General features: G+C 70.7%; 8 protein-coding genes. 5 read left to right on the top strand and 3 right to left on the bottom strand.

Features of this window, described 5'->3' with window-relative positions; genetic code table 11:
* Positions 1–158: 158 nt before the first annotated feature.
* Positions 159–1,937 carry a serine hydrolase domain-containing protein gene (locus MQN93_RS22355; RefSeq protein ID WP_242710976.1) on the bottom strand — a complete coding sequence of 593 codons (1,779 nt, stop codon included), beginning with the start codon at positions 1,935–1,937 and terminating at the stop codon, positions 159–161.
* 175 nt (positions 1,938–2,112) lie between these two features.
* On the opposite strand from MQN93_RS22355, the gene MQN93_RS22350 reads away from it, so the two are divergent.
* From MQN93_RS22350 to MQN93_RS22335, 4 genes are all read left to right on the top strand, one after another.
* Positions 2,113–3,237, top strand: a complete 1,125-nt coding sequence (locus MQN93_RS22350; protein WP_242710975.1) for a nitronate monooxygenase — start codon at positions 2,113–2,115, stop codon at positions 3,235–3,237.
* On the top strand, positions 3,234–4,787 hold the full coding sequence (locus MQN93_RS22345) for an acyl-CoA synthetase (protein WP_242710974.1): 1,554 nt from the start codon (positions 3,234–3,236) through the stop codon (positions 4,785–4,787). Before MQN93_RS22350 ends, MQN93_RS22345 begins: the two co-directional genes overlap by 4 nt.
* A 95-nt stretch (positions 4,788–4,882) precedes the next feature.
* The gene (locus MQN93_RS22340; protein ID WP_242710973.1) at positions 4,883–6,379 is read left to right on the top strand and encodes an acyl-CoA synthetase; all 1,497 of its coding nucleotides are present in this window, start codon (positions 4,883–4,885) and stop codon (positions 6,377–6,379) included.
* A gap of 86 nt (positions 6,380–6,465) precedes the next feature.
* Positions 6,466–7,980: a purple acid phosphatase family protein gene (locus MQN93_RS22335; protein ID WP_242710972.1), complete on the top strand. Its 1,515-nt coding sequence runs from the start codon at positions 6,466–6,468 to the stop codon at positions 7,978–7,980.
* A 24-nt stretch (positions 7,981–8,004) separates the two neighbouring features.
* Here the strand turns inward: MQN93_RS22335 and paaK are convergent, their stop codons facing one another.
* Positions 8,005–9,297 (bottom strand): phenylacetate--CoA ligase PaaK, encoded by a 1,293-nt coding sequence (gene paaK / locus MQN93_RS22330; RefSeq protein ID WP_242710971.1) that lies wholly within the window; start codon positions 9,295–9,297, stop codon positions 8,005–8,007.
* Between the two features lie 199 nt (positions 9,298–9,496).
* Between paaK and MQN93_RS22325 the strand changes: the two genes are divergently transcribed.
* The gene (locus MQN93_RS22325; protein ID WP_242710970.1) at positions 9,497–10,354 is read left to right on the top strand and encodes an alpha/beta fold hydrolase; all 858 of its coding nucleotides are present in this window, start codon (positions 9,497–9,499) and stop codon (positions 10,352–10,354) included.
* On the opposite strand, the gene MQN93_RS22320 is transcribed toward MQN93_RS22325, so the two are convergent.
* Complete coding sequence (locus MQN93_RS22320) at positions 10,323–12,116, bottom strand: alkaline phosphatase family protein (RefSeq protein WP_242710969.1); 1,794 nt, start codon at positions 12,114–12,116, stop codon at positions 10,323–10,325. The genes MQN93_RS22325 and MQN93_RS22320 overlap by 32 nt on opposite strands.
* Between the last annotated feature and the right edge of the window lie 183 nt (positions 12,117–12,299).

Genomic DNA, 12,299 nt, shown 5'->3' with positions numbered 1-12,299 from the left:
CCCGATGTGCGCAGAACGGCGACTCCGCGACTCCCGGACGGGCCCGACCATGAACCTCATCGCGCCACCCGCCCCTCCGCCCCACAGCCGCCCCCCGAGACCCTGCTGGGGTGATCGGGGCGCGGCCCCCGCGTCCAGCCTCATCTCACATACAGCTCCTAGTCGGCCGACTCCTCCCACCCCGTCGCCGCGATCCGCGCAGCATCCTCCCTCCGTGTCTCGTCGAAGAGAACTCGTCCCCCCGCCTCAACCCGAAGCCCATCGACGTACACCCCACGTCCGACGTACAGCGTGTCGGTCGTGTACCGCCAGCGCAGGGTGAGACCGGCGTGCGCTGGCAGGTCGGCCCTCACCCGGTGCCAGACGCGGCCCGACCAGCCGGTTGCCGAGCCGGAGGGGTGGTTCTGCGGGCGCTCGCCGTGGCGGGTTGTGGTGAAGGGGATCGGGTGCCAGGTCGTGCCGCCGTCCGTGGTGGCCTCCAGTACGACGGTGTCCGACGCGGGCTCGGTGTCCCACCACAGGGAGTTGGTGAGCCGCGCCCCGTGTGTCGTGTCGAGCGGGGGCAGCGCGAGCGTGGCGGTCGTGGCGCTCGCCATTCCCGCGAACCATGCCGTACGGCCCCGCTCCGGGCGCACCGGCACGGCGCGTGCCAGGTTGTTGGCGGTGGCGACCCGGGGAGCGGAGCCGGAGCGCCAACTGCGCACCGGATGCACCGAGTTGCCGAGGACAATCAGGAAGGAGTCGGTCGTCGGGTCGAGGACCAGGGAGGTGCCGGTGAAGCCGGTGTGCCCCGCGGTGCGCGGTGTGGCCATCGCGCCCATGTACCAGTGCTGGTAGAGCTCGAAGCCGAGTCCGTGCTCGTCCCCGGGGAAGGCGGTGTTGAAGTCCGTGAACAGCAGCTCCACCGACTCCGGCCGAAGGATCCGGCTGCGGCCGTAGACGCCGCCGTTGAGCAGGGTGCGGCCGAGGACGGCGAGGTCCCAGGCGCTGGAGAACACCCCGGCGTGCCCGGCGACCCCGCCGAGGCTGTAGGCGTTCTCGTCGTGCACCTCGCCCCACACCAGGCCCCGTTCCAGGCCGGACCAGGGCGCCCGCTCGTCCTCCGTGGCCGCGATCTTCGGCTTCCAGGAGGCCGGCGGGTTGTAGCGGGTGCGGTGCAGGCCGAGCGGGCCGGTGATGTTCTCGTGGAGCAGGGCGTCCAGGGTGCGGCCGGTGATCTTCTCCAGGACGAGCTGGAGCGAGATCAGATTCAGGTCGGAGTAGAGGTACTTGGTGCCGGGCGGGTTGAGCGGCGCCTCGTCGTAGATGAGTTGGAGTTTCCCCTCACGCGTCGGCGCCTTGTACAGCGGGATCCAGTCGCGGAACCCCGAGGTGTGGGTGAGCAGCTGACGGATCGTGATGTCCTGCTTCCCCGCCGCGCCGAACTCGGGGACGTAGGAGGCGACCGTCCCCTCCAGCTGCAGCGTGCCCCGCTCCATCTGCTGCACGGCGAGCAGTGAGGTGAACAGCTTCGACACCGAGGCCAGGTCGAAGACCGTGTCCCTGGCCATGGGGATCTGCTGATCGGCCGGGAACTCGACACCGGTGTCGGTCTTCTCGTCGTACGCCTGGTAGCGCACCGCCATCCCGATGGGCTCGTGCAGGGCCACGGTGCCGCCGCGGCCGGCGAGCAGGACGGCGCCCGCGTACCACGGATGCTTGGGGGAGGGGCCGAGGAACGTCTGCGCGTCGGTGACCAGTTGACGCAGATGGGGTGCGAGCAGACCGGCGCGCTCCGCCGAGCCGTGCCGCAGGGTGGGGTGCCCGGAGCCCGTTGCCGCCTCGGCCGCCGGGCCCGCCGGGAACGGCGCGACGGCCAGGGCGCCGCCCAAGGCGAGGGCTCTTCGGGCCAGTTGACGTCGGGACAGGCCGGGCCGTCCCGCCGCTTCGTCCGTCATGGGCGATCCTCCACGGAGTGAAAGTATTTTTCCTCGATCACCTTCCGGGATGAAACTTTCGTGTCAGGGGTGCGGTGTGTCAACGAGGCGTGCAGAAGGCGCCCGCTGTCCAGAAATCTGACGGAGCATCAGAAAAGGTCTTCCGTCGGCCGGAGGACTGCGGCATCCTGCGCCCATGCAGACGGAGCTGAGCAAGAAACTGGGAGTCGAGCACGCCATATTCGGCTTCACGCCGTTCCCCGCCGTCGCCGCCGCCATCAGCCGGGCCGGCGGCTTCGGAGTGCTCGGCGCGGTCCGCTACACCGCCTCCGACGACCTCAAACGCGACCTGGACTGGATCGAGGCCCATGTCGAGGGGCGCCCCTACGGGCTGGACGTGGTGATGCCCGCCAAGAAGGCCGAGGCCCCGAACCATCGGCCGCTGACCGAGGCCGACGTCGAAGCCATGATCCCCGAGGCGCACCGGCAGTTCGTCAAGGACACCCTCGCCAAGTACGGCGTGCCCGAACTGGACGAGGGCGAGGCATCCGGCTGGCGCATCACCGGCTGGATGGAACAGGTCGCCCGGAGCCAGCTCGACGTCGCCTTCGACTACCCGATCCGGCTGCTCGCCAACGCCCTCGGCTCCCCGCCCGCCGACGTCATCGCCCGCGCCCATGAGCACGACGTGCTCGTCGCCGCGCTCGCGGGCAGCGCCCGGCACGCGCTCAAGCACAAGGAAGCCGGCATCGACATCGTCGTCGCCCAGGGCTACGAAGCCGGCGGCCACACCGGCGAGATCGCCTCCATGGTGCTCACCCCGGAGGTCGTCGACGCCGTCGACCCGCTGCCCGTGCTGGCCGCCGGCGGCATCGGCAGCGGACAGCAGGCGGCCGCCGCGCTCGCCCTCGGCGCCCAGGGCGTCTGGCTCGGCTCGATCTGGCTGACCGTCACGGAGGCCGACCTCAGCTCGCCCGCGGTGACCCGCAAACTCCTCGCCGCCGGCTCCGGCGACACCGTCCGCTCCCGCGCCCTGAGCGGCAAACCGGCACGCCAGCTCCGTACCGAATGGACCGACGCCTGGGACGACCCGGCCGGGCCCGGCGCCCTGCCCATGCCCCTGCAGGGCCTGCTCGTCGCCGACGCCCTCACCCGCATCCAGAAGTACGAGATCGAGCCGCTGCTCGGCACGCCCGTCGGCCAGATCGTCGGCCGGATGAACAGCGAACGCAGTGTCCAGGCCGTCTTCGACGACCTCACGCGCGGCTTCGAGGAGGCCGTCGACCGCATGATCCGTATCGCCGGAAGGAGCGGCACGTGACGAGTACGCCCCCCGTCGGATTCTGGGCCCAGGCCGCGGCCGATCCCGACCGTCAGGTCCTTGTCGCGCCGGACGGCGAGCAGTGGACCGCGGGCCGGCTGCACGCCGCGACCAACCGGATGGTCCACGGCCTGCGCGCCGCCGGACTGCAGCGCGGCGACGCCTTCGCGGTGGTCCTGCCCAACGGCGTCGAGTTCTTCACCGCCTACCTGGCCGCCAGCCAGGCCGGCTTCTATCTCGTGCCGGTCAACCACCACTTCGTCGGCCCGGAGATCGGCTGGATCGTCGCCGACTCCGGCGCCAAGGTGCTGATCTCGCACGAACGGTTCGCGCAGGCGGTGCGGCACGCCGCCGACGAGGCAGGGCTTCCGGCCACCCACCGGTACGCCGTCGGCACGGTCGAGGGATTCAGGCCGTACGCCGAACTGCTCGACGGACAACCGGAGTCGGTGCCCGAGCACCGCGAGCTCGGCTGGGTCATGAACTACACCTCGGGAACCACGGGCCGTCCGCGCGGCATCCGCCGCCCGCTGTCCGGCAAGACCCCCGAGGAGGCCTATCTCGGCGGCTTCCTCGGCATCTTCGGCATCAAGCCGTTCGACGACAACGCCCATCTCGTCTGCTCGCCGCTCTACCACACCGCGGTGCTGCAGTTCGCGGGCGCGTCCCTGCACATCGGCCACCGGCTGGTCCTGATGGACAAGTGGACGCCCGAGGAGATGCTCCGGCTCATCGACCGCGAGAAGTGCACGCACACCCACATGGTCCCCACCCAGTTCCACCGGCTGCTCGCCCTCCCGGAGGAGGTCAGGCGGTCCTACGACGTCTCGTCCATGCGGCACGCCATCCACGGCGCCGCCCCGTGCCCGGACCATGTGAAGCGGGCGATGATCGACTGGTGGGGCGAGTCGGTGGAGGAGTACTACGCGGCCAGCGAGGGCGGCGGCGCCTTCGCCACCGCCGAGGACTGGCTGAAGAAGCCCGGTACCGTCGGCAAGGCCTGGCCCATCAGCGAACTCGCGGTCTTCGACGACGACGGCAACCGGTTGCCCGCCGGTGAACTCGGCACCGTCTACATGAAGATGAACACCGGCGGCTTCGCCTACCACAAGGACGAGGCCAAGACGAGGAAGAACCGCATCGGCGACTTCTTCACCGTCGGCGACCTCGGTTACCTCGACGAGGACGGCTATCTCTTCCTGCGCGACCGCAAGATCGACATGATCATCTCGGGCGGCGTCAACATCTACCCGGCCGAGATCGAGTCCGTCCTGCTCGCCCACCCCGCCGTCGCCGACGCCGCCGTCTTCGGCATCCCGCACGACGACTGGGGCGAAGAGGTCAAGGCGGTCGTCGAGGCGGCGCCCGGCCACGACCCCGGACCGGCCCTCGCCGCCGCGATCCTCGACCACTGCGCCGAGCAACTCGCGGGCTACAAACGGCCCAAGAGCGTCGACTTCATCGCCGAGATGCCCCGCGACCCCAACGGCAAGCTCTACAAACGGCGGCTGCGCGATCCGTACTGGGAGGGCCGTACCCGACCCGTGTGACGGGCATCGCCATGCCATGCACACGGTGACCCGCCCGGCCCCCGACCCCGCCACATGCTTGACCTGACCCGGCGTCGGACCGAGGATCATCAGTCATGACGCAGGGACAGGGCAGCACGGTCGACGGGGTGCTGCGGCGCAGTGCCCGGCGCACCCCCGCACGCGACGCGGTCGAGTACCGCGACCGCTCGTGGACGTACGGGGAACTCGACGAGGCCGTCTCCCGGGCGGCGAGCGTCCTGCTCGGCCTGGGCCTCGCCCCCGGCGACCGGGTCGGCGCCTACGGCCACAACTCGGACGCCTATCTGATCGGCTTCCTCGCCTGCGCCCGCGCGGGCCTGGTCCATGTGCCGGTCAACCAGAACCTGACCGGCGACGACCTCGCCTACATCGTCGGCCAGTCCGGCAGCTCGATCGTCCTGGCCGACCCCGGTCTGGCCGGGCAACTCCCGGACGGCGTACGGACGTTGACCCTGCGCGACGCCGAGGACTCCCTGCTGGCGCGGCAGGCGACGGCGCCCGCGTACGACGGTCCCGAACCGCGCGCCGAGGACCTGGTGCAGCTGCTGTACACCTCCGGCACCACCGCCCTGCCCAAGGGCGCGATGATGACGCACCGCGCCCTGGTCCACGAGTACTTGAGCGCGATCACCGCTCTCGACCTCAGCGCCGGCGACCGGCCCGTGCACTCCCTGCCGCTCTACCACTCGGCGCAGATGCATGTGTTCCTGCTGCCGTATCTCGCGGTCGGTGCCACGAACATCGTTCTCGACGCGCCCGACGGCGACCGGATCTTCGAACTGATCGAAGCGGGCCGGGTGGACAGTCTGTTCGCGCCGCCCACGGTCTGGATCGGCCTGTCCAACCGCCCGGACTTCGCGACCCGGGACCTGTCCGGACTGCGCAAGGCCTACTACGGGGCGTCGATCATGCCGGTGCCCGTCCTGGAGCGGCTGCGCGAACGGCTGCCGGAGCTCGGCTTCTACAACTGCTTCGGACAGAGCGAGATCGGCCCCCTGGCAACCGTCCTCGCACCCGACGAGCACAAGGGCCGCATGGACTCCTGCGGCCGCCCCGTCCTCTTCGTCGACGCGCGCGTGGTCGACGAGGACGGCAAGGACGTCCCCGACGGCACACCGGGCGAGATCGTCTACCGTTCCCCGCAGTTGTGCGAGGGCTACTGGGACAAGCCCGAGGAGACGGCCGCCGCCTTCCGTGACGGCTGGTTCCACTCCGGCGACCTCGCGGTGCGGGACGCGCACGGCTATTACACGATCGTCGACCGGGTGAAGGACGTCATCAACTCCGGTGGCGTACTGGTCGCTTCGCGCCAGGTCGAGGACGCCCTGTACACGCACGACGGCGTCGCCGAGGTCGCCGTGATCGGGCTGCCCGACGAGCGGTGGATCGAGGCCGTCACGGCCGTCGTCGTGCCGCGCGGCGCAGTCTCCGAACAGGACCTCATCGCCCACGTCCGCGAGAAGCTCGCCCACTTCAAGGCGCCGAAGCGGGTGGAGTTCGTGGACGAACTGCCGCGCAACGCGAGCGGGAAGATCCTCAAACGGGAGCTGCGGAACCGCTTCGCCGGGTGACGCGATACACAAGAAGTCTCATTTCATACCTGGTACGGCCGCCGTTACCATGTCTCGTGTTTACGGCAGGAGGGCACAAACCAGGCATGCGATGCTGTTTCCCCGCTCCTCTCGCCGCCCTCGCCGGCGTCCCCGGCCCCTGTGAGGTGCTGCGTTCGGGAGCACTGCTCGCCCCGGCCCTGCTCAAGGCCGCCTCCGCCGCCCGCGCCCGTCTCCCGCACCACCAGACCGTCGCGGCCGTCCACCTGGAACTGGTCACGCTGACCGAGGACCGGGCCATCATCACGTGGTACACCGGCGTGCCGGGCACCGACGACGGCTTCGGCCACATGCTGCCGGCCGTCACGGAGGGCGAGGTCGTCTACGGCACACATCCCGGCCGTCTCGACCGCGTCGCCGGCGAGGACCGGCTCACCGCGCACCACCATGTGGAACTCACCGGGCTCGAGCCCGGGCAGACGTACTACTACCAGGCGCGATCCCGAGGCGTGGCCGCCCGTCCCACCACGCTGCACCTGGTCCGGGGCAACGCGGCGGGCACCTCACGGCACGGTCTCGGCTCGCTCGGCGGGCCGTACTCCTTCACCACGCCGCAGCCCCCGCCCGGCCGCCACCTGATGACCCTGGCGCTCTGCAACGACCTGCACCTCGGGGAGACCATCGCCGGGCTGGTGACCGGATTTCCGCTGCTGCGCGGGATCTCGCAGCAGCCGGGGCTCGCGCCGTATCCGGAGATCATGAGCCGGGCCCTGGTCGAGGAGGCCCGCAGACGAGGGGCCGATCTGCTGCTGGCCGCGGGCGACATCTCGGCCGGCGGCGGGGCACGGGACCTGGCCGAGGCCAGAGCGATCCTGGACGGGTTCGGCACCCACGGCGAGGAGTACTTCGTCGTACGGGGCAACCACGACCGGCCCGGGTCCGGCGACGGACCGGGCGACGACGGCGACACCTTCCGCCGCGGATTCGGAGGCGAGGAAGAGCCCGGGTACTTCGCGCGCGATCTGGGCGGATTGCGGCTCATCGGCCTCGACACCTACGAGAAGCCGGGCAACGGCGCCGACTCTGGCGGGCTCGGTGCCGAGCAACTGTCCTGGTTCCGCAGCCGGTTGCGCGAGAACAAGGACCAGCCGACCCTGGTCTTCGGCCATCATCCGCTGTTCGTGCGGGACTCCCTCTTCCCGGTCGCCGCGGGCCAGCGCATGGGCCGCCGCCAGGCACGCTCCATCGTCGAGGCCTACGCCGCCACGCCCGGCGTCTTCCTGCACCACGCGGGCCACACCCACCGCAACAAGCGCACCCTGCTGCCCCACGCCCCGCACGTGGCCCTGCAGGAGGTCGGCGCGGCCAAGGAGTACCCCGGCGGGTTCGCCCTGCTGCGCATCCACACCGGCGGCTACGCCCTCAACTTCTACAAGGCCCGCACCACCGAGGCCCTCGAATGGGGCGAACGCAGCCGCCGCATGGCCGCCGGCCTGTGGCCGCACCACGCCCTGGGCCGCTCGGTCACCGACCGCAACAGCGTCGTCTTCCGCGACCTGTCCGGCATCACCCGCCCGACACTGCCATCCCTGTCGGCGGCCGTTCCCGAACTGCACGTCTGACCCGCTGTGGCAGCAGCCCCCCGCCTACCCCCGCAGATCCACGATCCGCCGGATCTTCCCCACCGACCGTTCCAGCGTCTCAGGGTCGACGATCTCCACCGCCACCGTCACGCCGATGCTGTCCTTCACGGCTGTTGCGATCGACCGGGCCGCGGCGTCGCGTGTTTCGCGTGTCGCGTCCGTGCGGGCCTCGGCGCGTACGGTGAGGGCGTCGAGGCGGCCCTCGCGGGTCAGGTGGAGTTGGAAGTGGGGGGCGACGCCGGGGGTGCGGAGGACGATCTCCTCGATCTGTGTGGGGAAGAGGTTCACCCCGCGCAGGATGACCATGTCGTCGCTGCGTCCGGTGATCTTCTCCATCCGGCGGAAGACACGCGCCGTGCCCGGAAGCAGGCGGGTCAGATCACGGGTCCGGTAACGGATCACCGGCATCGCCTCCTTGGTGAGCGAGGTGAAGACCAGCTCGCCCTCCTCACCGTCGGGCAGCACCTCACCGGTGATCGGGTCGACGATCTCCGGATAGAAGTGGTCCTCCCAGATGTGCAGTCCGTCCTTGGTCTCCACGCACTCCTGCGCCACCCCCGGTCCGATCACCTCCGACAGGCCGTATATGTCGACCGCGTCGATCGCGAACCGCCCCTCGATCTCCTGCCGCATCTGCTCCGTCCACGGCTCGGCACCGAAGATCCCGACCCGCAGCGAGGTCGAGCGCGGATCGACGCCCTGCCGCTCGAACTCGTCGAGGAGCGTGAGCATGTACGACGGCGTCACCATGATGATCCCGGGCTTCAGGTCCTGGATCAGCTGGACCTGACGGGCCGTCATCCCGCCGGAGGCCGGAACGACCGTGCAGCCGAGCCGCTCGGCGCCGTAGTGCGCGCCGAGGCCACCGGTGAACAACCCGTAGCCGTACGCCACATGGACCGTGTCGCCGGGCCTGCCGCCCGCCGCGCGGATCGAGCGGGCCACCATGTCGGCCCACAGGGAGAGATCGCCGTCCGTGTACCCGACCACCGTGGGGCGCCCGGTGGTGCCGCTGGAGGCGTGGATACGGCGGATCCGGTCCTGGGGGACCGCGAACATGCCGTACGGGTAGTTCGCCCGCAGGTCGCCCTTGGTGGTGAACGGGAAACGGGCCAGGTCGGCGAGGGTCGTGCAGTCCTCGGGGCGCACCCCCGCCTTGTCGAAGGCCTCGCGGTAGAAGGGCACCCGCTCGTAGGTGTGCCGCAGCGAGGCCCGCAGCCGCTCCAGCTGCAGCTCTCGCAGCGCCTCGGCGTCGAGCCGTTCCCCGGCATCCAGCAGATCCTGCGCACCCGCCATGGGGACCTCTCCCTGGCCGTCCGGGTCCGCCCGGGCGACCGATCATTCGGTAGCTCTGTTCGGGATCAGTAATCCAGGCCGGGTCGGCGCAGGCAAGTGGTCCGGCCGTTGTTTCACGCGTCCGCAGCTCCGGTCCGCGAAACGCCCGGCGGGGGAAAAGCGTTGCGGCCCGCGCCCGCAGGCCACGAGGATCGGCGCCATGCCGACCTTCAGCGCGCCCGACGGAACCGAACTCGCCTACCACTTGCGCGGCGAGGGCCCTTTGCTGGTCGTCCTGCCCGGCGGGCCGATGCGGGCCTCCGCCTACCTCGGCGACCTGGGCGGCCTCACCGCACACCGCCGGCTGGCCCTGCTCGACCTGCGCGGCACCGGCGACTCCGCCGCACCGGCCGATCCGGCGACGTACCGCTGCGACCGGCTCGTGGACGACGTGGAGGCGCTGCGCGTCCACCTGGGACTTGAGCGCATGGATCTGCTGGCGCACTCGGCGGGCGGCAGTCTCGCCATGCTCTATGCCGCCCGGCACCCCGAGCGGGTGTCCCGGCTGGTGCTGGTGACCGCCATCCCGTGGGCGCTGGGGATGCCGCCGACGCCGGAGCACCGGCTGGCGGCGGCCCGGCTGAGGAGCAGCGAGCCGTGGTTCGACGCGCTGTTCCCCGCGTTCGAGGAGTGGCTCGCGGGACAGGCCGACTTCGACCCGGCCTTCGCGCCCTTCTTCTACGGCCGCTGGAACACCACGGCGGCGGAGCACGACGCCCGCGCCGAGGTCGAGTTCAACGACGACGCCGCCGACGTCTACGGCTCCGAGGGCGCGTACGACCCCGAGGCGACCCGCACCGCGCTCGGCGCGGTCTTCGCCCCCGTCCTCGTCCTCGCCGGCGAACTCGACGGCGGCCCCCGCCCCGAGCTGGCCCGGGCCGCCGCCGACGTCTTCCCGGACGTCGAGCTCACCGTCCAGCCCGGCGCCGGGCACTACCCGTGGGTGGACGACCCGGAGTGGTTCGCGGGCCGGGTGACCGCGTTCCTCACTTCGACTGCGGCCCGTACGCCGTCATGAAGCGGTCGCGGAACTTGTTCATCGTCCATTCCGGGGCGTCGTCCGCGGGCTTGATCCCGTCCGTCCAGCCCCAGTCCGCGACCCGGTCGAGCACCTTCGGGTCGTGGGCGACGATGGTGACCGGCACGTCCCTGTTGGCGCTGCCTCCGGTGACCGTCGGCACGGGCTGGTGGTCGCCGAGGAAGACCAGGACGGTGTTCTTGTCGCCGTAGCGCTGCATCCACTGCGTCAGGCTGTCCAGGGAGTACTGGATGGCCTTGCGGTACTCGGTGCGCACGCGCTTCGCGCTCTTCCAGACCTGGGTGGGGTTGGTGCCCTCCTTCTTGATCTTGTAGAAGACCTTGCCGTTGCCCAGGTCCTTCCAGTCGATCATGTGGGCGATGGGGGACCAGGGGTTGTGGCTGGAGGCGAGGATGATCTCCGCCATGATCGGGTCGCGGTTCTTCTTGCCGTGCTCCAGCTTCTGGAAGGCCTCCAGGCTGAACTGGTCCGGCACCGGCGTCCAGCTGAAGTAAGGGCCCTCGTAGCCGAGGTGCGTGGAGTCGTAGATGTGGTCGAGGCCGAAGTACTTGCCCTCGGGCCAGGACTTGCGCACACCCGGGACGATGCCGACCGTGCGCCAGGCGCCGGTCTTCTGGAAGTAGCTGGTGAGGGTGGAGCGGTCGCTGGTGGTCAGCGTCCGGTACCGCTGCTGGTTCTTGACCCACAGGCCGGACAGGAACGTCGAGTGGGCGAGCCAGCTGCCGGCGCCGGTCACGGGCGACCTGAGCCAGCCGCTGCGTGCGGCGAACCCGGCCGACCTGAGCCTGGCGTCGCCCTCCTGGAGCGTCTTGTCGAGCTCCGGCCCCATCGACGGGTCGTCGATCGCCACACGGCCGTAGCTCTCGATGAAGGTGAACATCACGTCCTTGCCCCGCAGTCCGGTCAGCAGCTGGTCGGGCGGGGTCTTGGCGAAGGCGTCGACGGCCATCTGCTTCTTGAAGACGTCGGCGTCACCGAGTCCTTCGCGGACGTACTGCACACGGTTGGACAGGTACTGGGCGTAGCCCTTGGTGGCGACCGTGACCCCGCCGAACTGCACCCCCATGGTGAAGCAGATGATCCATGCGACGCCGAGGACCAGGGTGGAGCGCGCGGTCACGGATCGGTGGCGGCCCATCAGGTTCGCCAGCCGGACCATCGCCAGAGCGCTCACCACGAGCACCACGACGGCCAGGACGATCACCCCGATCACGGCGAGCACCTCGCCGGTGTGGCCGAACGAGTCCTTCAGCCAGTCGGCGGCGTCGTTCAGCAGCACCCAGTCGAAGACCAGGTCGAACGGCCGGGCCAGGGTCTGGCGAAAGCCCATGTCGAGGCACTTCAGGATGGCCGTGAGGCCGAGGAACACCCCGAGCGCCCCGGCCGTGATCTTCCGTGCCCTCGACGGCAGCAGGAGCAGCAGCGCCGCGAGGAAGAGTCCCTCGACGGGCAGGCGGAAGAACGACCGGACGGTGATCCAGTCGAGCCGGTTGGGCACCAGCAGCACGACGAGCACCAGCGCGGCGGCCAGGACATGAACGCCCACCCGCACGACACGCGCGGCGAGAGGGTAGCGACGACGCCAGCCGAACCAGCCGGGGCGGGTCGGCGGGGTGGAATCCGCGGCGGGTGCGGTGTCGGCTGCGGGTGCGGAGTCAGTCGCCGGTGCGCTGTCGGCTGCGGGCGCGGTGTCGTTGTCCGCCCCCGGCTCGGGGGACTCCGCCTGTTTCGCCTCGGTCACACCCTCCGTTGCCGTATCGTCCGAGGGCGCGGCAACATCAGGAGTCACAGCCGTATCGGGGTCGGCCCCCGCTGTGACGTCCGGCAGCTGGCGAGGGGGCGTGAGGTGCGACACCCGTAGGTCCTTCCGTGCGAAGCCCGGTGATGGCACGGCGGACCGGGCCCGCAGGGCCGGGCCGCCAAC

This window comes from Streptomyces spinosisporus, from assembly GCF_022698145.1.
Classification (GTDB): domain Bacteria; phylum Actinomycetota; class Actinomycetes; order Streptomycetales; family Streptomycetaceae; genus Streptomyces; species Streptomyces spinosisporus.
Note: the sequence above shows the minus strand (reverse complement) of the source record. Positions and strands in the feature narration are given on the sequence as shown.